Consider the following 1,010-nt stretch of genomic DNA (forward strand, 5'->3'; position numbering starts at 1 on the left):
AGACGGTCCGAGGCCGTCGTCCCGCTCGAATAGAAGAGGTTGTACCGCACGTACTGATCGATGCCGGCCCGGAGCGCGTTGCCCGTCCAGAGCCAGAGGGCGAGGACTGCCGCCACCGCGACGACCGCGGCGACCACTGCGGCGGCGAAGAGCAGACGGCGACGCAGGAGGACCACGCCGAGCACCACGACGAGGACGAGTCCGACGACGTTGTTCATACGGGTGAACAGTCCCGTGGCGAGCGCGATGCCGAGCAGCAGTCCCACGGCCGCGGTCGTCGCGGTGGCGGCAGTCCTCGCCCTCTGGCGCTGGACGGGAAACGCCCTCCGGGCCGGCATCGATCAGTACGTGCGGTACAACCTCTTCTATTCGAGCGGGACGACGGCCTCGGACCGTCTCTCGGCGTTCGGCACCCTCGCGCAGCTGCTCGCCTCCGGTGCTGTGGTGGTGGCCGTTCTCCTTCTCGCCGGGGCCTGGCTCGCCCGGGGGCGGAAAGCGGATGCCGACGGCGAAGAACATCGCCGCGACGAAGGACGGTGTGCCGTCGGCATCCGCTTTCCGCCCCCGGGCGAGCCAGGCCCCGGCGAGAAGGAGAACGGCCACCACCACAGCACCGGAGGCGAGCAGCTGCGCGAGGGTGCCGAACGCCGAGAGACGGTCCGAGGCCGTCGTCCCGCTCGAATAGAAGAGGTTGTACCGCACGTACTGATCGATGCCGGCCCGGAGCGCGTTGCCCGTCCAGAGCCAGAGGGCGAGGACTGCCGCCACCGGGGACTGCTGCTCGGCATCGCGCTCGCCACGGGACTGTTCACCCGTATGAACAACGTCGTCGGACTCGTCCTCGTCGTGGTGCTCGGCGTGGTCCTCCTGCGTCGCCGTCTGCTCTTCGCCGCCGCAGTGGTCGCCGCGGTCGTCGCGGTGGCGGCAGTCCTCGCCCTCTGGCTCTGGACGGGCAACGCGCTCCGGGCCGGCATCGATCAGTACGTGCGGTACAACCTCTTCTATTCGAG

The 1,010-nt window shown here is 69.6% G+C and carries 2 protein-coding genes; one reads left to right on the top strand and one right to left on the bottom strand.

The window, feature by feature from the left end:
• Nucleotides 1-266: hypothetical protein (locus tag NS283_RS18195; RefSeq protein WP_153003428.1), on the bottom strand; the 266-nt coding region annotated here is incomplete at its 3' end.
• On the opposite strand from NS283_RS18195, the gene NS283_RS18200 reads away from it, so the two are divergent.
• A partial coding sequence (locus tag NS283_RS18200; RefSeq protein ID WP_153003429.1) for a hypothetical protein occupies nucleotides 247-1,010 on the top strand: 764 nt, incomplete at its 3' end. The two genes, NS283_RS18195 and NS283_RS18200, sit on opposite strands and share 20 nt — an antisense overlap.

Origin of the sequence: Microbacterium testaceum, from assembly GCF_001476285.1 — a bacterium.
Taxonomy (GTDB): domain Bacteria; phylum Actinomycetota; class Actinomycetes; order Actinomycetales; family Microbacteriaceae; genus Microbacterium; species Microbacterium testaceum_B.